The sequence below is a fragment of the Embleya sp. NPDC005971 genome (genome assembly GCF_040629175.1).
Taxonomy (GTDB): Bacteria; Actinomycetota; Actinomycetes; order Streptomycetales; family Streptomycetaceae; genus Embleya.
This window is the reverse complement of record NZ_JBEXUX010000004.1, coordinates 30,596-51,956: the sequence shown is the minus strand read 5'-3', so window position 1 is coordinate 51,956 and position 21,361 is coordinate 30,596. Positions and strand designations below refer to the sequence as shown.

The 21,361-nt window shown below is 71.0% G+C and carries 24 protein-coding genes; 16 read left to right on the top strand and 8 right to left on the bottom strand.

What is annotated here, in order from left to right; translation table 11 throughout:
• Nucleotides 1–32: 32 nt before the first annotated feature.
• Nucleotides 33–689 carry a maleylpyruvate isomerase N-terminal domain-containing protein gene (locus tag ABZ374_RS05810; RefSeq protein WP_360306633.1) on the bottom strand — a complete coding sequence of 219 codons (657 nt, stop codon included), beginning with the start codon at nt 687–689 and terminating at the stop codon, nt 33–35.
• A 71-nt stretch (nt 690–760) separates the two neighbouring features.
• Nucleotides 761–982: a hypothetical protein gene (locus ABZ374_RS05805; RefSeq protein ID WP_360306630.1), complete on the bottom strand. Its 222-nt coding sequence runs from the start codon at nt 980–982 to the stop codon at nt 761–763.
• Between the two features lie 122 nt (nt 983–1,104).
• Between ABZ374_RS05805 and ABZ374_RS05800 the strand changes: the two genes are divergently transcribed.
• The 9 genes from ABZ374_RS05800 to ABZ374_RS05760 all read left to right on the top strand — a co-directional run bounded on the left by ABZ374_RS05800 (nt 1,105) and on the right by ABZ374_RS05760 (nt 8,602).
• Nucleotides 1,105–1,947 carry a hypothetical protein gene (locus ABZ374_RS05800; protein WP_360306627.1) on the top strand — a complete coding sequence of 281 codons (843 nt, stop codon included), beginning with the start codon at nt 1,105–1,107 and terminating at the stop codon, nt 1,945–1,947.
• A 95-nt stretch (nt 1,948–2,042) separates the two neighbouring features.
• Nucleotides 2,043–2,435, top strand: a complete 393-nt coding sequence (gene gcvH, locus ABZ374_RS05795; RefSeq protein WP_360306624.1) for a glycine cleavage system protein GcvH — start codon at nt 2,043–2,045, stop codon at nt 2,433–2,435.
• Nucleotides 2,436–2,588: 153 nt separating this feature from the next.
• Complete coding sequence (locus ABZ374_RS05790; protein WP_360306621.1) at nt 2,589–2,768, top strand: CopG family transcriptional regulator; 180 nt, start codon at nt 2,589–2,591, stop codon at nt 2,766–2,768.
• A 1-nt stretch (nt 2,769) separates the two neighbouring features.
• Nucleotides 2,770–3,114: a VOC family protein gene (locus ABZ374_RS05785; protein WP_360306618.1), complete on the top strand. Its 345-nt coding sequence runs from the start codon at nt 2,770–2,772 to the stop codon at nt 3,112–3,114.
• Between the two features lie 35 nt (nt 3,115–3,149).
• A complete protein-coding gene (locus tag ABZ374_RS05780) occupies nt 3,150–4,007 on the top strand; it encodes a class I SAM-dependent methyltransferase (RefSeq protein WP_360306615.1) in 858 nt (285 codons plus the stop codon).
• A gap of 624 nt (nt 4,008–4,631) precedes the next feature.
• Entirely contained in the window at nt 4,632–5,492 is an 861-nt protein-coding gene (locus ABZ374_RS05775; RefSeq protein WP_360306612.1) for a hypothetical protein, read from the top strand.
• Entirely contained in the window at nt 5,384–7,261 is a 1,878-nt protein-coding gene (locus tag ABZ374_RS05770; RefSeq protein WP_360306609.1) for a LuxR C-terminal-related transcriptional regulator, read from the top strand. The genes ABZ374_RS05775 and ABZ374_RS05770 overlap by 109 nt, the downstream gene beginning before the upstream one ends.
• Before the next feature lie 116 nt (nt 7,262–7,377).
• The gene (locus tag ABZ374_RS05765; protein ID WP_360306606.1) at nt 7,378–7,887 is read left to right on the top strand and encodes a hypothetical protein; all 510 of its coding nucleotides are present in this window, start codon (nt 7,378–7,380) and stop codon (nt 7,885–7,887) included.
• Between the two features lie 64 nt (nt 7,888–7,951).
• Nucleotides 7,952–8,602: a hypothetical protein gene (locus ABZ374_RS05760; protein ID WP_360306603.1), complete on the top strand. Its 651-nt coding sequence runs from the start codon at nt 7,952–7,954 to the stop codon at nt 8,600–8,602.
• An 89-nt stretch (nt 8,603–8,691) separates the two neighbouring features.
• Here the strand turns inward: ABZ374_RS05760 and ABZ374_RS05755 are convergent, their stop codons facing one another.
• A complete protein-coding gene (locus ABZ374_RS05755; RefSeq protein WP_360306600.1) occupies nt 8,692–9,153 on the bottom strand; it encodes a VOC family protein in 462 nt (153 codons plus the stop codon).
• A 119-nt stretch (nt 9,154–9,272) separates the two neighbouring features.
• Here ABZ374_RS05755 and ABZ374_RS05750 point away from each other — a divergent pair, with 119 nt between their 5' ends.
• Genes ABZ374_RS05750 through ABZ374_RS05740 form a run of 3 tightly spaced genes read left to right on the top strand, consistent with a single transcriptional unit; the run spans nt 9,273 to nt 11,170 of the window.
• On the top strand, nt 9,273–10,268 hold the full coding sequence (locus ABZ374_RS05750) for a YafY family protein (RefSeq protein WP_360306597.1): 996 nt from the start codon (nt 9,273–9,275) through the stop codon (nt 10,266–10,268).
• Between the two features lie 43 nt (nt 10,269–10,311).
• A complete protein-coding gene (locus ABZ374_RS05745; protein ID WP_360306594.1) occupies nt 10,312–10,749 on the top strand; it encodes a helix-turn-helix transcriptional regulator in 438 nt (145 codons plus the stop codon).
• A 10-nt stretch (nt 10,750–10,759) separates the two neighbouring features.
• Nucleotides 10,760–11,170, top strand: a complete 411-nt coding sequence (locus tag ABZ374_RS05740) for a VOC family protein (protein WP_360306591.1) — start codon at nt 10,760–10,762, stop codon at nt 11,168–11,170.
• 124 nt (nt 11,171–11,294) lie between these two features.
• On the opposite strand, the gene ABZ374_RS05735 is transcribed toward ABZ374_RS05740, so the two are convergent.
• A complete protein-coding gene (locus tag ABZ374_RS05735) occupies nt 11,295–11,672 on the bottom strand; it encodes a helix-turn-helix domain-containing protein (protein WP_360306588.1) in 378 nt (125 codons plus the stop codon).
• Nucleotides 11,673–11,816: 144 nt separating this feature from the next.
• On the opposite strand from ABZ374_RS05735, the gene ABZ374_RS05730 reads away from it, so the two are divergent.
• On the top strand, nt 11,817–12,224 hold the full coding sequence (locus ABZ374_RS05730; RefSeq protein ID WP_360306585.1) for a RidA family protein: 408 nt from the start codon (nt 11,817–11,819) through the stop codon (nt 12,222–12,224).
• A 28-nt stretch (nt 12,225–12,252) separates the two neighbouring features.
• Here the strand turns inward: ABZ374_RS05730 and gyrB are convergent, their stop codons facing one another.
• Nucleotides 12,253–14,304, bottom strand: coding sequence for a DNA topoisomerase (ATP-hydrolyzing) subunit B (gene gyrB, locus ABZ374_RS05725; RefSeq protein WP_360306582.1), 2,052 nt, complete (start codon nt 14,302–14,304; stop codon nt 12,253–12,255).
• A gap of 629 nt (nt 14,305–14,933) precedes the next feature.
• Here gyrB and ABZ374_RS05720 point away from each other — a divergent pair.
• The 3 genes from ABZ374_RS05720 to ABZ374_RS05710 all read left to right on the top strand — a co-directional run bounded on the left by ABZ374_RS05720 (nt 14,934) and on the right by ABZ374_RS05710 (nt 19,103).
• Nucleotides 14,934–15,881 carry an RNA-binding protein gene (locus tag ABZ374_RS05720; protein ID WP_360306579.1) on the top strand — a complete coding sequence of 316 codons (948 nt, stop codon included), beginning with the start codon at nt 14,934–14,936 and terminating at the stop codon, nt 15,879–15,881.
• 340 nt (nt 15,882–16,221) lie between these two features.
• Nucleotides 16,222–18,549, top strand: coding sequence for a xanthine dehydrogenase subunit D (gene pucD / locus ABZ374_RS05715; RefSeq protein WP_360306576.1), 2,328 nt, complete (start codon nt 16,222–16,224; stop codon nt 18,547–18,549).
• A gap of 50 nt (nt 18,550–18,599) precedes the next feature.
• On the top strand, nt 18,600–19,103 hold the full coding sequence (locus ABZ374_RS05710; RefSeq protein WP_360306573.1) for a nucleoside deaminase: 504 nt from the start codon (nt 18,600–18,602) through the stop codon (nt 19,101–19,103).
• A gap of 91 nt (nt 19,104–19,194) precedes the next feature.
• Here ABZ374_RS05710 and ABZ374_RS05705 read toward each other — a convergent pair whose 3' ends face one another.
• The 3 genes from ABZ374_RS05705 to ABZ374_RS05695 form a co-directional block, all read right to left on the bottom strand.
• The gene (locus ABZ374_RS05705; protein ID WP_360306570.1) at nt 19,195–19,341 is read right to left on the bottom strand and encodes a hypothetical protein; all 147 of its coding nucleotides are present in this window, start codon (nt 19,339–19,341) and stop codon (nt 19,195–19,197) included.
• 187 nt (nt 19,342–19,528) lie between these two features.
• Nucleotides 19,529–20,632: a winged helix DNA-binding domain-containing protein gene (locus ABZ374_RS05700; RefSeq protein ID WP_360306567.1), complete on the bottom strand. Its 1,104-nt coding sequence runs from the start codon at nt 20,630–20,632 to the stop codon at nt 19,529–19,531.
• A 106-nt stretch (nt 20,633–20,738) separates the two neighbouring features.
• Nucleotides 20,739–21,317, bottom strand: a complete 579-nt coding sequence (locus ABZ374_RS05695) for a DinB family protein (RefSeq protein WP_360306564.1) — start codon at nt 21,315–21,317, stop codon at nt 20,739–20,741.
• Between the last annotated feature and the right edge of the window lie 44 nt (nt 21,318–21,361).

Genomic DNA, 21,361 nt, shown 5'->3' with positions numbered 1-21,361 from the left:
CGCCCCGCACTCGGTCCCGTCGGCCCGGGCGATCAGCCCAGGAAGAGCGGGAGTTCGGCGGCCGATGCGCCCAGTTCGGCCCGCTCCGCAGCGGTTGCGGCCCGCCGTCCGGTGCCGATCAGCAGCGCGTCCCGGTCGGAGAAGGATGCGGGGAACGCGATCCCGGCGATCTTCTCCACCATCGCGCGCGTGCGGGCCAGTCCCTCCGCAGGGGGTTCGGCGGCATCCGGCAGGTGCGCGATCAGGTCGAGGTGGTGCAACGTCCATTCCAGGACATACGCGTCGAGGTAGTCGCCGGCGGTGAGGACCTGGTCCTGTGTACCGACCCGCAGGCCCCGGTCGACCAGGCCGGCGGCTCGGCCGGCGGCGGAACCGACGTCGTCCAGGTGGAACTTGAGCAGCCCCGGCTCCCGGTACGCGGCGGCCAGTCGCACGATCAACGCGTCCAACGGGTCTTCGCCGGTCGGCGGCGTCCGGGACACCGCCCAATAGGTCACCGCGTCGCGGGTCGGTTCCTCGTCGACCGGCGTCACCAGGGTGATGAGTACATCCTGCGCGTCGATGACCAGGTGGCACACCAGGTCCCGGACGAGCCAGCCGGCACAGCCGGACGGCCGGACGAAGTCCTCGTCGCCGAGCTCGGCAACCGCCGCGCGCAACGCCGTCCACGAACGCGAGAAGAGATCCACGCCCGCAAGCTAGCAGCGCCCCGCCCACCCCGGCGACCGAATTCCCGCCCCCGACAACCGAGTCCCGGACCCTACCGGTCCGCTCCCCCGTCGTCGTTCCAGCGGGGATCCTCCCGCCATTGCGCGTCACGCTCGCGCACCGTCTCCAGTGCGCGACCGGCTTCCTCCCGGCTCTCATAGGGCCCGAGCCGATCGGCGGCCCGGCACTCGGGGCCTTCCTCGACCGTCCCGTGCTTCAGGCAGTAGTACCACTCACCGGCTCGACCGGCGGTCCTTCGCTTGAACAAGGCCATGCCACTCCCCTGCCCCATCCCCGACACCACAAATCGCCCACCGACACGACGAAACCACGCACCCGACCCGACAACGGGGGGCGGCCTGTTCCCACAGGTCGGGCGGGTTGCATACTCCCTTCGTGCACATCCTGCTCCGGGCGATTCCGCCGCTCTCGACGGTCGCCTGTTTCGCCGTCTCGTTTCTGGTGTTCCGCGGACCGTGGGGGTTCGCGGCGGCGGTCGTCCTGACCTGCCTGGCCCTGCAAGGACTGGCAATCCGGCAACGGGCCCGCTCGGGGCTGCCGTTGCTGCTCGCCAGGGCGGATCGGGCCGCCATGGCGCGGAGCAGGCGCGTGACGCGCGCCGTGCGTCGCGGCGATATCGAGCGGGCGCGGGCGCAGGCACAGGGCTTTCCCGACACCCCCGTGGGACGGGTACTCGAAGTGCAGTCCGTGTCCATGGTGCTCTTCGCCCGAGGTCTCGGTCCGGAGGCCGTCGAGGTGGTCCGGCAGTGGCTGCGGACGCATCCGCACGACGACCTGTTGGGGCGCCGAGTGGCGCATCGCGGCACGGAATATGCCGCGATGTTGCTGGTCCTGGGCAGGGCCGACGCGGCCTCGGTGGTGCCCGAGCTGCGTCCCGCAGTGGCAAGCAGCACGCGGGCGCACCGAAGCAGAGGCTGTGTGGCCGAGTTCGCCTTGAATCTGCACGAGGGACGGGTGGACGACGCGGCAGCCCAGGCTTATCGATGGCGGCGGAGCCCCGCAGTGTGTCGCAGCCGCTGGACGCGGGCCGAGTGCGAGTGCCTGATCGCGATCTGCTCGGCCGCCGCGGGCGACTTCGCCGCCGCCGACGCGGCGTTGGCGGACGCCGAGCGCTGGGCGGCCGGGCACCCGGCGCTCGGACCCGCACGCGCGCGGGTGGCCGCGCGTGCCGCTGCGGCGGTGGCGATCGACGTGCCGACGGACACCACGTTCGGGTGAACATCCCACCGAACTCCGGGTGTTTGTAGCAAGCTCGGCGACGGTTGCCGATCGGTGGAGCGGGAACCTCGGCCACGACCTCGCGGAGGCGCAGCATGAGCCCGGAAGACCTCAAGTACACCAAGGACCACGAGTGGGTGCGTTCACTCGGCGTCGAGCGGGTGGCGATCGGGATCACCGACTTCGCCCAGAAACAACTCGGCGACGTCGTCTTCGTGGAACTGCCGCCGGTGGGCGACCGCCGCGAGGCGGGTGAGCCGTTCGGGTCGGTGGAGTCCGTCAAGGCGGTGACCGAGGTCTACATGCCGCTGACCGGCACGGTCGCCGCCGTCAACACGGAGCTCGACGAGTCCCCGGAGAACGTCAACGTCGATCCCTACGACCAGGGATGGATGATCGAGATCACCCTCGACAAGGGCGCCGACATGTCGAATCTGCTCACCTCCGCGGAGTACGACGACTACATCAAGCAGGAATCGGCCGACTGACGGCCTCGCTTTCCGAGCGGGACGCCGGCACGAGCAGCCCGGCGCCCCGCTCGGCAGGCACGCGCCACTTCGTTGGCGATCGCGGGGATGACGGCGAGGCCCCGGGCTGCTTCCGCTCTGGAATCTAGGTTTTTAGTTTGCTAGCATCGACCCGTGGGCGACGAGGATGTGAAGCAGTTCAACGTGTATCTGCCGATCGGGTTGATCAAGCAGGTCAAGCACCATGCCATCGAGACGGAGCAGTCGTTGTCGGCGCTGGTCGCCACCGCGCTGCGCGCCTACCTCGACGACACCCCGAGCGAACGAGAGCCATCGTCCGAGAAGGAGAGTTGACATGACCACCGAAGGCATCGAGGCCGTGCTCCTGGAGACGCACAACTGGGGGAAGGCGGCCAAGTTCTTCCAGGGACTGGGCTACGAGCTGGAGTTCTCCACGGATCACAACTCCGGCCAACTCCGCAACGGCGACGGCCCGTACGTGTTCATCGCCGAGGTCCCTCGGGACAAGGAGCCCGAGATGCGGCTGGTCCTGAAGGTGGCGGACGCGGATGCGTTCACCCCCGCCGCCGGCACCGAGGTGGTCACGCCCTTCGCGGACACCCACTACGGGACCAGGGAGATGACCGTCCGCGACCCCGACGGGCGCCTGTGGAGCATTCAGGCCCCGGCCGAGCACTGATCGCGAACAGCCGAGCATCGAAGGGGGAGTGCGTGATGGCCGATCAACGAACCGGGGCGCCGGACAGCACGGCGGTACGGACGGCCCTGTGGCGGGCCCTGCACATCAGACTCGACGCGCCGCCGTACGTCCTGGAGGACGAGATCGGCCTGCGACTGGCCGATCCCGGCGAGGACTGGCTCCGGCGCGGGGACATGGACCCGACCCTGACCGAATGGTTCCGGGCGGCGATCGTGGCCCGGGCCCGCTTCATCGAGGACCTGGTGGTCGAACAGGCCGATCGCGGCGTCGGCCAGTACGTGATCCTCGGCGCCGGCCTGGACACCTTCGCCCAGCGCAGGCCGGAAATCGCCTCGCGCCTGCGGGTGTTCGAGGTCGACCGACCCGAACCCCAGGTCTGGAAGCGCCGGCGGCTGGACGAACTCGGCTTCGGCGTCCCGGACTGGCTGCGGCTGGTGCCGGTCGACTTCGAGGCGGGCGGGTCGTGGTGGGATCGACTGACGGCCGCCGGGTTCGACGCCGAACAGCCGGCGGTGGTGGTCTCCACGGGCGTCGCGTTGTACCTGAGCAGGGAGGCGAACGCGGCCACCCTGCGCCGACTGGCGGAGCTTGCCCCGGGATCCACGCTGGCCATGACGTTCCAGCTTCCGCCGCAACTGCTCGACCCGGACAAGCGCGCCGGGTTCGAGGTCGCGGTGCGGGGTGCCCGGGAGTCCGGGACGCCGTTCGTCAGCTTCTTCGCCCCGGAGGAGATGTTGGCGCTGGCCCGCGAAGCGGGCTTCCCGCAGGCCCGGCACGTATCGGCCGCCGACCTCAACGACCGCTACTTCACCGACCGCCCGGACGGCCTCCGCACATCGAGCGGCGAGGAACTACTGGTCGCAACCACCTGAGCGAACACTTGGGCACCCCACCGCGCCACGCCACCCGAGCCGCACCCGTCGGCCCGTGGCAGGATGACCGGATGCCCTCGATCCGAAAGGGCCATGCCGCGTAGGCGCCCCGGGGCCGTCCGCGTCCGGCGATCGCGACCCGGCAAAGCAGGCGAACCCCTCCCCCGCGTGCGCGGCGTCTCGGCCCGCACGCGAGCGGCCATTGGCACCATGGAAGAGCGGTGCCTGTGGCTCGGCGCCACGGGCACCGCCCTCGACCGATATCGACGCCACGTCCACGGCCCCGCCCGCCTCGATCGTGGACGTGGAACACCTGTGGCCCGGCGCGATCTCCCTGGCCCGCGACCGGGAGCAACGGGCCCCGAAACCCGGGCCGTTCCCCGTCGCGCCGTGCCCATGCGCCGTGGTTCCTCTCGATCGTCGTGCTGCTCGCTCGGTGTGGTTCCATCGTGGCCGCCGAGCCGAACCGGGACATCTGCCAGGTGGCAGATCTTTCGTGCGCCGAGGTGGCAGAGGGCGGCAACCCTCCGCACCTGCGATGGCATGGGTTTCCCACCCCCGCCGGCAGACGTTTCGCACCCCGCGCGACCGTCCGTGCGCAGGCCGGATGGCAGACTCCTCGCCATGGTGATCCACCTCCCGGCCGACCTGTCGTCCTTCGTCGGCCGGGCAACCGAACTGGAGTCGATCCTCCAGGCGCTGACCGGCAGCCGGTTGCTCACGCCGGCCGGCCCGAGCGGCTTCGGCAAGACCCGGCTGGCGATCCGAGCCGCCCGGCGGGTCTCGTCCGACGCGGCCGTGTGGGTGGACCTGTCCGAGACATCCCACGACGACCAGGTCACCCAGCGGGTCGCCGAAGCGCCGGCCGTGCCCGTACCACGCTCGGATCCGGCCGCCGTGGCCGCCGCCCTGGCGGCCGGCCCGGCGCTGATCGTGCTCGACAACTGCGAGCAAGTACGCGCCGGTGCAGCCGAATTCGTCGAGGTCGCACTGCGGCGATGCCCCGGGCTCACCGTCCTGGCGACCAGTCGCGAACCGCTGCGGATCACCGGGGAGCGGGTCTGGCGGCTCACCCCGATGGTCTTGACCGAGGCGATCGACCTGTTCCTGGACCGATCCGACGCCGACCCCACCGACCCCGACGCCCGCGCCGCGGCGCGCCGGATCTGCGATCGTTTGGACCGGCTGCCGCTCGCCCTGGAACTGACGGCCTCCTGGGCCGGCACCCTCTCGCTGCACGAGATCGCGGCGATGCTGAGCGACGACGTCGAGCGCCCACTGCTCGCGGGCAGCCGACGATCGGCCCCGTTTCGACAGCGCACCCTGGCCGACTCGATGGACTGGAGCCATCGGCTGCTCACCGGCGACGAGCAGGGTTGCTGCGCCGGCTCGCCCCGTTCCAACACTTCGGCGTCGACGCGGTCCGGGCGCCGGCCGACCGGGAGCATGCCGCCGACGCGGTGCTGGAGGCCCTGCGCGGCCTGATCGACAAGTCCCTGGTCGTCTGCGACGTCTCCGGGCCACGCGCCCGGCACCGCATGCCGACCGTCGTGGCCGAGTACGCCCTGGCCCGCCTGCGTGAAGCCGGCGAGGAGACCCGCGCCCGGCACCGACACGCCCGGGCGCACCTGGACCTGCTCCGGGCCCTGCGGCCACTGGCGGCCGACGACAAGGACCGATGGCGGGAACGGGTCGGCGAATTCCGGGCCGATCTGCCCGCCGCGGCGCAGTGGTGCCTGTCCGGCGGCGACCCCGACCTCGGCCGCCGGTTGTGCGTCGCGGCGGCCTGGTGGTGGCACCTCACCGGCGACCGAACCGGCCTGCACCTGCTCCGGCAGGCCGCCGCACTCGACCCGGGCGACGACGACGCGCTCCAGGCTCGCGTACTGGTGTCCCTGGCCCTGGTGGGCGAGGTGGTAGAGCCCGACGCGCGGACGTTCGCCGCCGCCGAACAAGCGGCGGCGCTCGGGCGCCGGACCGACGATCCGGGCACCACGCTGCTCGCGCAACAACTGGTCGCGATCGGCCTGCTCCACACCGACCTCGCCGCCGCGCGTGAACTCGCCCTGCGCACCCATCACGAAGCCGCGGCCGTCGGCGACGACTTCGGCCGGGACGCGTCCGGCGTACTCGTCGGCCTGATCGATCAGCTCGGCGAGAACCACGCCGCCGCCTTCGACCGGCTCGACCGGTCCGCGACCGCCCTGCTCCGCCGCGGCGACCGAGGCATCGCCGGCACGGCGCCGGCCGCCCTCGCCATCGGCCGGGCCCACACCGGAAACCTCGCCGAGGCCGAGGAGACCGCCCTCCGCGCCCGGGACGCCGCCGCCCCACTGCACGACTTCGTCCGGATCGGCACCGCGGCCTGGGGACTGGCCCGCATCATCGCGTTGCGCGGCCGACTCGACGAGGCCGAGGCGATCATGGACGAGCTACAGCGGGTGATCGACGAGGCGTCGACGGCCCCCTACGTCCCCGGCTGGTCCGCGACCCGCGCCCAGGTGGCCCTGTGGCGCGGCGCCGCCGCGGACGCGTTGCGCTGGTGCGCACGGGAGCAACACGCGCTCACCCCCGACCTGTTGCTCACCCACGTGGCCGCCCTGCGCCGAACCGGCGACGCCCTGGCGGCTCGCCGCAGGCTGGAGCAGGCCGAGTCCTCGCCGACCCTGGCCGCGATGCCCCGACTGCGGGCCGTGGCGCCGGCGGAGCGGGCCCACCTGATCGCCGCCGAGGATGCGACCGCGGCCGCCGCCCTGCATCGTGACGCGCTGCGCATCCGGCTCCGGCACGGCCTGGTCCTCGGCTGCATCGACAGCCTGGAGGCGCCGGCGACGGCCGGCACGCCCGAACGAGTCGCACTGCTCCTGGGCGCGGCGCACCGAGCCCGTGGAGACACCGGCTACCTCGCCGCACGATCGCCGCTGCCGACCGGGCCCGCCGTCGCCGCCGCACTGGCTCGCGGCCGGGCACTGACCCTGGACCAGGCCGCCGAGCGGGCACTTCGGGTCAACCGCCGCGGCACCCGGCCGGTGACGGGCTGGGCCGCTCTCACCCCGGCCGAACGCTCCGTGGCCGAGCCGGCGGTCCGCGGGCTCGGCAACCCGCAGATCGCGGCCGAGTTGTTCATCGGACGCGGCACCGTCAAGACACACCTCGCACACGCCTACGCCAAGCTCGGGGTGGCCAACCGCACCGAGCCGGCCCGCGACCGCGCCACCCGCGCCGCGAATCCGCCCAAGCCGTCCTCCTCGTGAGCCGAGGTCGAGTCGAGGCTTTTCCCTGCGGTGGCGGTGATTCCGTTTTCATAGGATGGCCCGAACGGCGACATCCGGGTGAGGGTGTCGGTGAGCACGTGTGCAACGGGGGTCCGGTGGGTCGAAACAGAGGCAACCGCTCGGTGACGGCCGACGGCGTGTTGTGGCAACCCCGGTTGGGCTGGGACATGTCGATCCCCCTCGTCCCGGTGATCGTGGGCGTCGTCCCGGCGTTCGTCGACGTCGGTTGGGTGCGCTACGCGATCATCGCGTCGGTCGTGCTCTTCGTCCTCATGTTCGTCTACTTCCTCCGGCAAAAGATCGTGATCAAACCGCAGGGACCGGCGCTGATGGGACTGTTCGGCACCCGCCGGGTGGCCTGGGTGGACATCGCGGCCATCGAGATCCGCCCGCACTTCGACAACATGTGCTACGTCACGATGCGCTACACGATGCGCAACGGCTCGCGCCGCCGCCACGTCCTCTCCTACCTGGCCTTCGAAGCCGTCCGAGACCTGGTCGACGACCTCCGCACGCACGCCGCGCCGCACGGAATCCCGGTCTCGGTCACCGGCAGCCCGATCGACCGACGCACCGCCGGCGAGCCCGTCGACGCCGACATCTGACCACGCCCGCCGACTCGAACACCGCGGGCCGGCCCGGCCGGCCCGCCTTGTACGATCACGCGCCGTGAAGACCGTCTCCTCGATCCTCGGCCAGTTCGATCTCGCCTACGACACCGGCAGGTTCCCCGACCTGGACAACGGCTACCACTATCCGGTGGACGTCCGCATGCACCTGTTCGCGGACCCGCACAGGTGGGCCTGGGTCGTCGAACTGCTCGGCTACAGTCCCCGCGGCCGCAACCTGATCGACGTGGTCCATGTCTTCGGGAACTGCCTCACCCACGGCGACATCGGCCCGACGAACGACTTCCTCCATCGGGTCGACAACATGGACGACGTCGAGGGCGACGGGGACGACGCGGAGCAGTTCCGCGGCGGCGTTCCGATCGTCGTCCGCGGTCGCGCGCTGGTGGTGGATGCGGCGCAAGGGACCCCGCTGGAAGACGTGTTCCGGTCCCTGGTGCCGGAACACCGGGAGCTGCTCCTGGCCGACGACCGCGAGGTACGGGCCGGGATCCCGGCCGACATCCCGCTGGTCCTCCGGCTGGACGAGTGGCATCAGCCGACGGACCTGTCGGACGACCACCGGCCCGGCGGCCACCCCTTCTTCCGCGCGATCGCCGAAGTCCTCGACACCGGGGATGCCGACGGATACCGCCCCACCGAGGCGCCCAACACGCACTGGTCGAACCGACCGGACGCAGGCACCCTCTGACCGCTCCGACCCCCGGCCGGACCCTCGCACCGTGCCCCGGCCGCGCAGGCGGGGGCGGCGGGGGCACGGCCCGGGTGGCAGGGGCCGGGTCAGTCCAGGCAGAACTCGTTGCCCTCGGGGTCGGTCATCACGAGGTAACCCGCGCTCATCGGCGGAGCCGGCTCGTCGCGACGCACCCGCGTCGCCCCCATCGCGACGAGCCGGGCGCACTCGACCTCCAGCGCCGCCATCCGCTCCTCGCCCGCCAGGCCGGGAGCCGCGCGCACGTCCAGATGCACGCGGTTCTTGGCGACCTTGTCCTCCGGTACCTGCTGGAAGAACACCCGCGGGCCCTGCCCGTCCGGGTCCTCGATCGCCGACCTCGTGTTCCACTGCTCCTGCGGCACCCCGATCCGCGCCAGGAACTCGTCCCACGCGGACAGCGGGTCGACGCCCTCGGGCACGTCGACCCCGGGCGGCCCCGGGTGGACGTAGCCGAGCACGTCGCGCCAAAAGACCGACAGGGCCCGAGGATCGTGGGCGTCGAAAGTGATCTGCACGTGGCGGCTCATCGTCGTGCTCCGTTCTCCATGGTTTCGCGGTGGGGCTGCGGACCTTGTCGAGTCCGTGCGACCACCCTGGCAGACGATGCGGACGGATTCGGTCCGCGATCTCTGACAGGGTGGCCGGCATGGACACGGCGAACGGCGACGAGCGGGGCACCACGGAGCGCGTCCTCACCCTCCTCGGCCTGCTGCAACAACGCCGCGCCTGGACCGGCCCCGAACTCGCCGACCGGCTCGCCGTCACCACGCGCACGGTCCGGCGCGACGTCGAACGACTACGCACACTGGGCTATCCGGTGCACGCCGGCCCCGGCGTCGGCGGCGGCTACCGTCTCGGCCCCGGCACGGACCTGCCGCCGCTGCTCCTCGACGACGAGGAGGCGATCGCCACCGTGGTCTCGCTCGTCGCCGGCGCCGGCGGCGCGATCCCCGGCGCGGGCGACGCCGCGCTGCGGGCCCTGAGCAAGCTCGACCGCGTGTTGCCCACCCGGTTGCGACACGAGGTGCGCGCGCTCTCCGCCTCGGTGGAATCCTTCGGCGGCGCCGACCCGCTCGATCCGCAGGTGCTCATGACCCTGGCCGGCGCCTGTCGCGACGAGGTCGAGGCCGGTTTCGACTATCCGTCCGGGAACGAGGTACACCGGCGACGGGTCGAGCCCTATCGCCTGGTCGCCTCCGATCGGCGCTGGTACCTCCTCGCCTACGACCTCGACCGCGACGACTGGCGCAGCTTCCGCATCGACCGGATGACCGACGTGGCCGCACGCACCTGGAGCTACCGGCCGCGCCCGGCGCCGGACGCGGCCGCGTACGTCCAGGAGGGGATGACCGGCCGGGTCTACCGACATCGGGCCCGCGTTCTGGTCCACGCGTCGGCCGATGCGGTCCGTGCCCGCGTCTCCGCCTCCTCGGCCGTGGTCATCCCGCGAGGCGACGGCCGCTGCGAGGTCCGCAGCGGCGCCGCCTCCCTCGATGCCATCCTCGTGCACATGCTCCTGCTGGGACACGACTTCGAGGTCCTGGACCCGCCCGAACTCGCGACGCACGCCCACGACCTGGCCCGAAGACTGCTCGCGATCGGACCGCCGACACCCCCGGCGGCGTACCCACGGGAGCCCTGAGCCGCACCCCGGCCGCGTCGGCGGGCAGTGCTAGCGTCGGGACATGACCCCGGAAGAACTCGCCAACCTCGCCCACCTGCGCCGGGCGCGGGATCTGATCGACCGCGAGTACGCCCGGCCGCTGGACGTGCCGACGATGGCCGCCCGCGCGTTGATGTCCCCGGGGCACTTCTCCCGACGCTTCCGGGCGGCCTACGGCGAGACGCCGTACAGCTACCTGATGACCCGCCGGATCGAGCGGGCGATGGCGTTGTTGCGTGGCGGAATGAGCGTGACCGACGCGTGCATGGCGGTCGGCTGTACCTCGCTGGGCTCGTTCAGTTCGCGGTTCACCGAGATCACCGGCGAGACGCCCAGCGCCTACCGCAACCGGGACCACGACGCCCCGGCCGCGATGCCCGCGTGTGTGGCCAAGGTACAGACCCGGCCGACGAGAAATCCGATCAGGATTCGAGAAGCAGGCCCCGACGCCGCCGCCTAACGTGGACGGCATGAACATCGCACTCCAGTACTGCCACATCACCGTCAACGACCCCGACGAGGCACTCCCCTTCTACCGGGACGGCCTCGGCCTGGAGGTCCGCAACGACGTCGCCTCCGACGGGTTCCGCTGGGTCACCCTCGGCAGCCCGACCCAGCCCGGCCTGGAAATCGTGCTCTCCGCGCCGCACGCGGGCCGCTCCCAGTCCGACGGCGACACCCTCCAGGAACTCCTCACCAAGGGCGTCCTGCCGATGACCGTCTTCAGCACCGACGACGTGGACGCGACCTTCGAACGTGTACGGGCGTCCGGCGCCGAAGTGCTGCAGGAGCCGATCGACCAGAACTGGGGCCCCCGCGACTGCGCCTTCCGCGACCCCTCCGGCAACATGGTCCGAATCCAACAGGGCCCCAAGGCGTAACACCCGACCGTTCGACCGAGTCCCCCCGGCGACAACGCCCGGGGGGACGACGACGGGGCACGAATCATCGATGCCCACAGTCGGCTCACCACCGCCCCACCCCGCCACCGCGAGGCGTCCCCCGTCACCCGTCGAAGCTGCGGCGAGATGCCTCGATGTGACCGAGGTAGCGCTGGGTCCAGTCGCACATGCCGTCGACCGTGGCCCGCAGGGCTTGGCCCGATTCGGTGAGCGTGTACTCGACCCGTGGCGGCACCGTGGGATACACCTTGCGCTCGATCAGGCCGTTGCGTTCCATCATGCGCAGGTTCTGGGTGAGCATCTTGTGGCTGATGCCCTCGACCTCGTTGCGCAGCTCCCCGAAACGGAGCGTGCCCTGGTCGAGGGCGCCGATGATCAGGAGCGCCCACTTGTTGGCGACGTCCGAGAAGATCTCCCGCGCCAGCGAGTCCGCGCGTAGCAGGTCCGCGTCGTGGGGCAAGTCCCCGCGCTTGGTCACCATAAGGTTCCTCAGTCACCGAAAAGTGCGTTCTTCCAGGTCAGCGCTCACTCTCCTACAGTTCACCAGTAACCACAAGAGAGCGGTCGCGGGTCCCGGCGTTGCGCGGGCGCGCCCGTGGACCCTCCGTACACGAAGGCAGGCAACATGGCCGTCACCCTGGTGAACCCCGTCGGACTCCCGGCGATCGACGCGTACCGACAGGTGTCGATCGCGACCGGATCCAAGCTGGTCTTCGTCGCCGGACAGGTCGCCTGGGACGCCGACGGGGTGACCGTCGGCGCCGGCGACCTCGCGGCGCAGGTGGAGCAGTGTTACCTCAACATCGCCACCGCCCTGGCCGGGGTCGGCGCCACGTTCGACCACGTGGCGAAGCTGACCGTCCACGTCGTCGACTGGACCCCCGACAAGCTGCCCCTGTTCCTGGCCGGCGTCGGTCGGGCCGCCGCGCGGCTCGGCGTCACCCCGGTACCGCCGGGCACCCTGCTGGGGGTCGCCGCCCTGGACGTCCCCGAGCACCTGGTCGAGATCGAGGCCACGGCGATCCTCGACTGAGCCCCGTCGGGCGCCGGCTCCCGAGGACTCAGATGTCGAGGAAACGTACGTCCCGGGCGTTGCGTTGGATGAACAGGCGCCGTGCGTCCACGTCTTCGCCCATCAGGACGGAGAACAGCCCGTCGGCTCGGGCGGCGTCCTCGAGCGTGACCTGGCCCAGGACGCGGTGCGCGGGGTCCATGGTGGTGACGCGCAGCTCCTCGGCGTTCATCTCGCCGAGGCCCTTGAAGCGTTGGATCGTGTCGTCGCGCAGGCGTTTGCCCTGGCGTGCGCCGAGTGCGACGAGGTTGTCGCGCTCGCGGTCGCTGTAGGCGTACCGGGTGTCGTCCCGGCTCCACTTGATCTTGTAGAGCGGGGGCCGGGAGAGGTGGATGTGCCCGGCTTCGACCAGGGGTCGCATGAAGCGGAACAGGAAGGTGAGCAACAGGGTGTTGATGTGTTGGCCGTCGACGTCGGCGTCCGCCATCAAAATGACCTTGTGGTAGCGGAGCTTGCCGAGGTCGAAGTCGGTGTGCACCCCGGTGCCGAAGGCCGAGACGAGCGCCTGGATCTCGGTGTTCTGCAGGATCTTGTCGATGCGCGCCTTCTCGACGTTCAGGATCTTGCCGCGGATGGGCAGGATCGCCTGGTGCCGAGGGTCGCGGCCGGACTTGGCGGAACCGCCGGCGGAATCGCCCTCGACGATGAAGATCTCGCAGGCGGCCGGGTCGGTGGACCGGCAGTCGGCGAGCTTGCCCGGCAACGCGGTGGATTCCAACATGCTCTTGCGACGGGTGAGATCGCGTGCCTTGCGGGCCGCCACCCGCGCGGTCCGGGCGCTGACCGCCTTGCGGACGATGTCCACCGCTTCGAGCGGGTTGCGGTCGAACCAGTCGGACAGGTGCTCGTGCACGACCTTGTGCACGAACGTCCGCGCCTGCGTGTTGCCCAACCTGGTCTTGGTCTGGCCCTCGAACTGCGGCTCGCCCAGCTTCACCGAGACGATCGCCGTCAATCCCTCCCGGATGTCCTCGCCGGAGAGGTTCTCGTCCTTGTCCCGCAGCAGCCTGCGCTCGCGGGCATAGCGGTTGACCACGCCGGTCACCGCGGTACGGAGGCCCTCCTCGTGGGTGCCTCCCCCGTGCGTGTGAATGGCGTTGGCGAAGGAGTACACGCCCTCGCTGAACCGGGTGGTCCATTGCAACGCGACGTCCACGGAGAGGAGTTGCCCCGGATCCTCGGTCCGGAGGGAGATCACCGAGGGATGTACCGGATCGCCCTTGCGCGAGTTGAGGTGCCGCACGAAGTCGACGACGCCGCCCTGGTAGCGGTATTCGACCGACCGGGCCGCACCGTCCTCCCCCGGCTCCCCGCCGGCGTGGTCGTGGTCGGCCGCGCCGGTCGCCGGTCGGGTGCCGGCGCGTTCGTCGGTCAGGGTCAGGGTCAGGCCCTGGTTGAGGAAGGCCATCTGCTGAAGACGGTGGGCCAGGGTTTCGAAGGAGTACTCGACAGTCTCGAAGATGTCCGGATCGGCCCAGAAGGCGACTGACGTGCCGGTGTCGGTCACGGCCTCGTGGCGGGCGGGAGCGGCGCCGGGCACGCCGTTGCGGTAGTCCTGGCTCCATCGATGTCCGTCCGTGCGAATCTCCACGGACAGCCGGGTGGACAGGGCGTTGACGACGGACAGGCCGACCCCGTGCAGGCCGCCGGAGACCGCGTATCCCACGCCGTCGAACTTGGCGCCCGCGTGCAACACGGTCAGCACGAGTTCGACGCCGGACTTCTTCGCCTGGGGGTGCATGCCCACGGGGATGCCGCGCCCGTTGTCCACCACCCGAACGCCGCCGTCGGGCAGGAGCGTCACGTCGATCCGGTCCGCGCAACCGGCCAGAGCCTCGTCGACCGAGTTGTCGACGATCTCCTGCACCAGGTGATGCAGGCCGCGCTCACCGGTCGAACCGATGTACATGCTCGGCCGTTTGCGAACGGCGTCCAGCCCGTCCAGCACGGTGATCGTACCGGCGTCGTAGGGGTCGCCCGCCCCGCCGGTGCGGTCGGCGTGCGACCCGGGGGCGACGGAGAGGATGCCGGGATCGGTCATGGAGCCCTCGTTTCTGGCATTGCGAGCAGCGCTCCCGTCGAGTGACGGGAGCGTTGGTGTGGTCGGGCGGTATCGGCTGCGGGCAGGCATGCCGAACAAGGCCCCTTCGGGGCCGCGATTCTCGATCCGAGAACAAGCGCAATCATACCGATCGAGTGATCTGTATGCCGGCATACAAGCCGGCCAATTGCCGCTACAAGCCTCCAGAATCCCGGATGTCAATCCCCTCCACGCCACCCGGCCATCCAAGCCTTCAGATCGCCACACAGAGCTTCGCACCCGAGCCGCCGAAGGCTCCCCGGCCTCGGCGCACAACGGCCCCGCGCAGGCCCCGGAGGTATCCCGGGACGGCCCATCCCCGCCCGGGGGGCACCAGGAGTTCCACCGCCGGTCACAGGCCCGCAGAACCGGGAGGAGGGCATCGACGAACACCGTCCGGGACCGCCGTTCCCCCGCCGGCGAGCCCGATTCGTGCGCGCGGCAAGGCACCCGCTCGAACGCATCGGCAAGGCCGCGAAGGCGACTTGCGGCAGGCACGCGGGCTCGCGGCGCCGAGGGCACGCCCGGCGGCCCCTACCCTCGTGCCCGACGGCCCCGCCGCCCCTCGCCCGACGCCACCTGGAGTCCACGTGTTGCCGTACACCTACCGCGTCACCAAATACGACCCGGCCGACCGCGACGGGTACGGTCGCTACACCGGCATCGAGCACTCCGAGAGCGACCGCGGCCCCGTCGAAGCCGGCTACCTGTCCGCGGTCGCCGCCTTCGCCCGGGACAGCGGAAGCACCGAAGTCTCCATCCGGGAACCGGGCGTCGGCGGCCCGGTCGAGTCCGGCCCGGCCGCGACCGCCGCCGGCCACGGCCTGGCCGGACTCTTCCCACCCGACCTCACCGGCTACCACGACGGCGCCCGAGTGCCCGTGGCCACCGCGCTGGAACTGGTCCGCGCCATGCTGCGCGACAGCGGCGCCTGGTGCCGACTGGAGGACGAGGGACGCTTCTTCGTCCATGTCGGCTACGACCAGTACGTCTACGTCGGCAGCACGGACCCCTGCGAACGCGCGCTCGCCCACACCCGCGAACTGGGGCTGTTCCCCGAAGCCATGGTGGGCTCACCGTACGCACCGAACCTCGACGCTCCCGCGCCACGCGTCGCCGACGCCGGGTTCTGGGCGGAGACCGCAGCGCTCGTCGCCGCGCGCGGTGCGGTGATCCTCGAAGAGGGCTACCTCGCCTCCACCTCCCGATGGCACCGACTCACCACCGCCACCCTCGACCCGATCCGTGCCCGACTCGCCCCGCGCGCACGCCTGCTCGTCTGGCCCGATCTCTCCCCGGACGTCGCCGGCGTCCTCGCCTCCGTCACTGGGGACGACCTGTTCCGGCTCGTCTGGGAAACCGGGACCCGGCACCTCGCCGCCCTCGTCGCCCGCGGCGAAGACCCGGACCTGGCCCGAACCCTCACCGGCGCCCGCGCCGCCATGGCCCTGTCCCTGGACCCGGCCGAATCCGCACCCCTGCTCTCCGCCGTCCTCCCGGACCCCGATACCACCCTCCGCGCCCGCTGGACCCCGTAGGCGAACCGCGGTGCGGGTGACCCGGTCGACGGTGACCCGGGGCTTGTAGGACTCTACGAAGAGCCGGTCCGGGCCTGCGTGGCCTTTCATTTCTTCCGCCCGTGGCGGGTCACCCCGGATGGACTGTGTACTTCTCACAGCTTCCGACCAACCGCGATCAGCCGGAAACCGCATCGAGGAGCGCTGTTTCGCGCGAGCCGCGGAGCATCGGCAAATCACCTGTCAAACGCACGAATTCGATCCGCTCCGTCCGAACCCACCCGGCGGCCCGGCCCACTCGGCCCGAACCCACCCGGCCCGGGTGCGGGCCGCCGAGTATCCAGACCGTGGGGGCTTCCCGATGACCGAACAGACCTCTCCCGCCCGCACCCCGCAGGACCTCGACGAATTGATCACCGGCGGGATCGGCGACAGCCCGCTGCGGCCGGACGGAACGCTCAAGGTACGCGGGGAGTACGCCTATTCCTCGGACCTGTGGGCGCAGGACATGCTCTGGGGTGCGACGCTGCGCAGCCCACACCCCTATGCGCGGATCGATTCCATCGACATCGGACCCGCACTCGCCCACCCCGGCGTATACGCGGTGTTGACCCACGAGGACGTCCCCGGCGAGAACATCTACGGCCTCAAGGTCGCCGATACGCCGGTCCTCGCTCGGGACATCGTGCGTTACCAGGGCGAGCCGGTCGCCTTGGTGGCCGCCGATCACCCGGAGACGGCCCGGCGCGCGCTGGAGAAGATCGTGGTCGAATACGAGGTGTTCGAGCCGATCACCGACCCGGAGCGCGCCGCGCACGACGACACGCTGCCCAAGCTGCATCCCGGGGGCAACGTGGTGCGCTATCAGCCGATCGTCACCGGCGATCCGAATGCACGGGCCGACGTCGTGGTCTCCGACGTGTACACCATGGGCATGCAGGACCAGGCGTTCCTCGGGCCGGAATCCGGCTTGGCCGTCCCGGGCGAGGACGGCGGGGTCGACCTGTTCCTCGCCACCCAGTGGCTGCACGTGGACCAGCGACAGACCGCGCGAGCACTCGGACTCCCGGTCGAGAAGGTGCGTTTCACCATGTCCGGGGTCGGCGGCGCCTTCGGTGGCCGCGAAGACCTGTCCATGCAGATCCACTGCTGCATGTTGGCGCTGCACACCGCCCGACCGGTGAAGATGGTCTACAACCGGGAGGAATCCTTCTACGGCCACGTGCACCGGCACCCGGCGAAGATGTACTACGAGCACGGCGCGACCAAGGACGGCAGGCTCGTCTACGTCAAGGCCAGGATGTACTTCGACGGTGGTGCGTACGCCTCCAAGACCCCCGTCGTGGTCAGCAACGCCACCTCGTTGGGCATCGGGCCGTACGAGGTACCCAACGTCGACATCAAGGGTTGGGGCCTGTACACCAACAACCCGCCGTGCGGCGCGATGCGTGGCCTGGGCGCGGTGCAGCCCGCGTACGCCTACGAGTCCCAGATGGACAAGCTGGCCGAGGCGTTGCGGATGGATCCGGTGGTACTGCGTCGGCTCAACGCCGTCGGCGAGGGCTCGGCCATGCCCACCGGGCAGGTGCTGGACTACCCGGCGCCGGTCGCCGAACTGCTGGAGCGGGTCAGGAACATCCCGCTGCCGCCCGAGACGCGGACCGAACCGGTGGACATCCGGGAGTTGCCCGGTGGTGCGGCCAACACCACGCACGGCGAAGGCATCGTCCGGGGAGTCGGCTACAGCGTGATCGTCAAGAACATCTCCTACGCGGAAGGCGCCGACGACTACTCCACGGCGCGGGTGCGGTTGCAGGCCATCGGCGGCCATGCCATCGCGATGGTGCACACGGCGGCGGCCGAGGTCGGACAGGGCCTGATCACCGTGCAGCAGCAGATCGCCCGCAGCGAACTCGGCGTGGAGCGGGTGAACATCCATCCGAACGACACCGACGTCGGTGACGCGGGGTCGAGTTCGGCGTCGCGGCAGACCTACATCACCGGCGGCGCCGTCAAGAACGCGTGTGAGGCCGTCCGCGAGGTGCTCTTCGACCGGGTGGCCCGGCGGTTCGGCGAGAACCCCGCGGATCTGTCGCTGGCCGGCGGCAAGATCGTTTCCGAAGTCACCGGTGTCCTGGCCGATCTCGTCGACGTGCTCGGCGAGGACGTGATCGAGGAGACCAGGGAATACCACCACCGGCAGACGTACGCGATGGACCCGGTGACCGGGCAGAGCCGGCGGGTGCACGTGCAACACGCCTTCTCCGCGCACCGCGCGGTGGTGGACGTGGACACCGAATTGGGTCTGGTCAAGGTCGTGCAGTTGGACTGTGCGCAGGACGTCGGCAGGGCGATCAACCCGGACGCCGTCGTCGGGCAGATCCACGGGGGTTCCGCGCAGGGGCTCGGTCTGGCCGTGATGGAGGAGATCCGGGTCGAGAACGGCCGGATCCGCAACCCGTCGTTCACCGACTACCTGATCCCGACCATCGTGGACATGCCGCCGATGACGGTGGACGTGATCGAACGGGCCGACCCGAACTCGCCGTACGGCGTGCGTGGTGTCGGCGAACCGCCCACCATTTCCGCCACCCCGGCGATCGTCAACGCGATCCGCCACGCGACGGGGTTGAACCTGACCCACACCCCGGTGGCACCGGAGCACATCTGCGGCATCGAACCGCGCTGAACTCCCGCGTCCCCACCCACCGCACCACCACCCCCGACAAAGGAGTGACGATGACCGCGCACGCCCAGGAATCAAGCACCCACAACCTCGAACGCGCCTGGATGGACGAGGCGATCAGGCTGGCCACCGACAGCGTGACCAAGGGCGGCGGTCCGTTCGGCGCGCTGCTCGCCAAGGACGGCGAGATCGTCGCGATCGGCAACAATCGGGTCACCGCGACCCTGGATCCGACGGCGCACGCCGAGGTGAGCGCGATGCGCGCCGCCTGCCGGCAACTGGACACCTTCTCGCTCGAAGGCTGCGTCCTGGTCACCTCGTGTGAGCCGTGTCCGATGTGCCTTTCCTCCGCGCTGTGGGCGCGTGTCGACCGGATCGTCTACTCCGCCGACCGGCACGACGCCGCGGTGGCCGGCTTCGACGACCGCAAGTTCTACGACCTCTTCGAGAAGAAGCCCAGGTCGATGTGGCCGACCCGGGTCGAACAACTCGACCTGCCGAACCGTACGGCCCCCTTCGACGCATGGCTCGCCAAACCCGACCGCGTCGACTACTGACCTGCCGTCGACCCGCTGCCGGGACGGGCGGTACCGGCTCCCGGCACCGTCCGCCCCGAAGCGGGGCCGGGGGTCGACCCGCAACCCGACCTCACCAATTGCTCGACGAGTTCCCGGGCCGCGAGGTGTACCGACCGGCCCGCCTGCCCGCCCGGGCCCGCCGCCCGAACGTCGCCCCGATCAACGCGGCGAACAACAGCCCGACCACGATCAATCCGAGAACACCGAGAACGATCATCAGCCCGATCGACACGCCGTGCCCACTCTCTCCCGACCGCCCACCCTTTCGGACCAGGCTACGGGGGCTCGCCGATCACCTACTGCCGCCGACGCGGTTCCGGTGGTTGTCGCCGGTGGTGTTCCGGGGCCGCGGCATGATCGTCCGCCCTGGGCGATTGTTTCTCCGGCGCCGGGCGACGCGGCGTTCACACAGCGGTGATGCGGACTCCGTCGGTGGCGTGGTCGGAGAGGAACGAGGCCAGTTCTCGGCCCTGTTCGGTGAGAGCGGTGTGGTCGGGTCGGGAGAGGGGGGCCAGGGGGGTGACGACCACGGTGTCGGTCTCGACGGTCCAGGTCGCGGCGACTCGGCCGTCCACCAGGACGACGCGGGCGCCGGCCACCGACAGGCCGCGGTGGGCGTCGTCGATGATTCGGCTGCGGTCGTGGTAGCCGAGGATCGCGTTGTCGAACGCCGGCAGGAACCGGACCGGGGCGGGCGTGTCGGGGTCGGGGCGTGGCGCGTCCGGGAGGTCGAGCAGTTCGCGGCCCCGCTCGTCGCGGAAGGCGACCAGCTCCGGGCGGATGGCCGCGACCGCGGCCGGGAGTCCGGCCAGGCCGCTCCAGGCCCGCAGGTCGGCGGTGGCGGCGGGGCCGAACGCGGCCAGGTAGCGCCGTACCAGCGCCTGACCCACGAGGTCGGCACCGTCCGGGTCGAGCGGGTCGATGTCGCGGCCCAGCCAGGCCGCGAGTCGCACGTTGCGTACTCCCGCCCTGGTACGCCAGAGCCCGCGCGGCGGGAGTTGCACCATCGGCACGAGGGCGGCGATCAGCATCTCCCCCAGTGCGCGCCGGTTTGTCGTCGGCCAATGTTCGGCGAGGGCGCGGGTGAGTTCGGCCATCGTGCGGGGCTCGCCGTCGGCCATGATCGCCCGTCCGGCCGCGGCGAGTTCGGTGAGGTCGAGGCCGTCGAGGTCGGTGCGGTAGGTGCCCAGGACCCGTTGGCGCAACATGGCGTCGTGGCGGGCGCGCCAGGCCAGGGCGTCGGCGGCGGTGACGAGATGCACGGTGCGGCGCATCAGGTGGGTCCGCACCACGTCCCGCCCGATCAGCAGGTCGGAGAGCGTCGCCGGGTCGAAGGCGTGCAGCCGCGACCAGAGTCCGACGAACGGCTCCTGTGGTTCCTGCGCCTGTAGACCGCCGAGATGGGCGACGGCGTCCGACACGGGCAGTTCGGCACGATCGAGGAGCAACTGCCGAGCGAGCGTGGCGCGGTTGAGCGCACGGTTGTCGAGGATGGTTGTCGGACTCATCTGATGGCACCCTCATCGAGCGCATGGCGCTCGCGGATCGAATGGACGTCGGAAACGAGGACCGGGCCCGGGACCGGCCGGCCCGGCGGGCCGGCCGCGTCCCCGCCTACATGGATGTCCGTCCGTCGAGGGTCTCGCGCAGGATGTCGGCGTGGCCCGCGTGTTGGGTGGTTTCGGCGACGATGTGCATCAGCACGCGGCGCGCGCTGTGTGCCGCGCCCGGCTCGTGCCAGGGGGCCTCCGGCAGCGGGTGCGTGGCGGACAGGTCGGGGAGGGTGGCGACGAGCACGTCGGTCCGGGCGGCGACCTGCTCGTAGTCCTCGAGGATCCCGGCGAGCGTTTCGCCGGGCAACATCCGGAAGCCGTTCTCCCGGTCGATCGCCCACTGTGGGATCTCGCGGGCGGTGCCGGCCGCGAAGTCCGCCCAGGTGACCCCCTCGGGCAGGTCGTAGGACATCGCCGTCGGGCCCTCGACCACGAAGCGCGTCCACGTCTCCTCGACGGACGTGACGTGCTTGATCAGCCCGCCCAGGCACAGCGTGCTGACCGTCGGGCAGGCGCGGGCCTGCTCGTCGTCGAGCCCCTGCACCGTGCCGATCAGGTGCTTTCGCGCGGTCGCGAGGGCCGCGAGCAGGTCGGCGCGCTCGGCGTCCGGGGTGGCGGGCTGCGGCGTCGTGTCGGTCATGGTGATCGGTCCTTCCGGTCGTTCCGGGTGATCGCTGATCGGTA